At 72.4% G+C, this 870-nt stretch carries 1 protein-coding gene; it reads left to right on the top strand.

Translation table 11 applies throughout. The features are described 5' to 3' along the window. Positions 1-144 precede the first annotated feature (144 nt). A partial coding sequence (locus tag ACPCUX_RS18775) for an MCP four helix bundle domain-containing protein (protein ID WP_423389393.1) occupies positions 145-870 on the top strand: 726 nt, incomplete at its 3' end.

Raw genomic sequence — 870 nt, 5'->3', positions numbered from 1 at the left:
TCGTCGACGGCGGAGGCCGTCGAGCAGATGAACGGCTCGATCGCCGAGCTCGCCCGCATGGCCGCCGAGCTCCGCAGCCGCGCCTCCCGGTTCACCTACTGACCCCCCTGACACCCGTACGCCTTCCGCAGAGAGACGACCACGATGCCCACGAACCAGCAGCAGGACCTTCCCCGACGCCCGTGGAGGGACAGTCCCGTCCTCGTCAAGATCCTCACGTCGGTCCTCGTCATGGTGGTGGTGACCGGCGTCATCACGGCCGTCGCGCTCGTCTCGATGCGCGAGCTGCGCTCGGACGCCGACGAGATGTACCGCAGCAACGTCACGCCGCTGCAGCAGCTCACGGAGATCCAGCGCGCCTTCCAGGGCGACCGCGCCCGCGTCATCCAGTACGGGATCGCGGACGCGGAGACCCGGGCGAGCCTCCTCGACGAGCTGGTGGAGCGCAAGGTCGACCTGGACGCCCAGATCGAGGCGTACCGCCCGAACGCGGTGAGCCAGAGCGACGTCGACGCGCTCGTCGCCGCCCTGGACGCGTACTACGCGGCGGCCGAGGGCGAGCTCTTCCCGCTCGCGGACGCGGGCGACACCGCGGGCTTCGCCGCGTACTTCGACGGCACCGTCCGCCCCCTCACCACGGGCGTCATGGACGCGATGCAGGTCGAGACGGCGTCGCAGGGCGAGGAGGCGGCGGTGCTCGCCGAGGAGACGGACACGCTCGCGGCGCGGGCGCTGCTCGCCACGATCCTCGTCGCGGTGCTCGGCGCCCTCGCGGCGACCGCGCTGTCCTACGTCGTGGCGCGCGGGATCGCCCTGCGGATCCGGGCCGTGTCGAGGAGCCTGACCGCGCTGGGCGACGGCGACCTCACC

This window comes from Cellulosimicrobium sp. AB352 (genome assembly GCF_049538415.1).
GTDB lineage: Bacteria > Actinomycetota > Actinomycetes > Actinomycetales > Cellulomonadaceae > Cellulosimicrobium > Cellulosimicrobium funkei.
The sequence above is the reverse complement of the archived record's forward strand: the minus strand, read 5'-3'. Positions and strand labels throughout refer to the sequence as shown.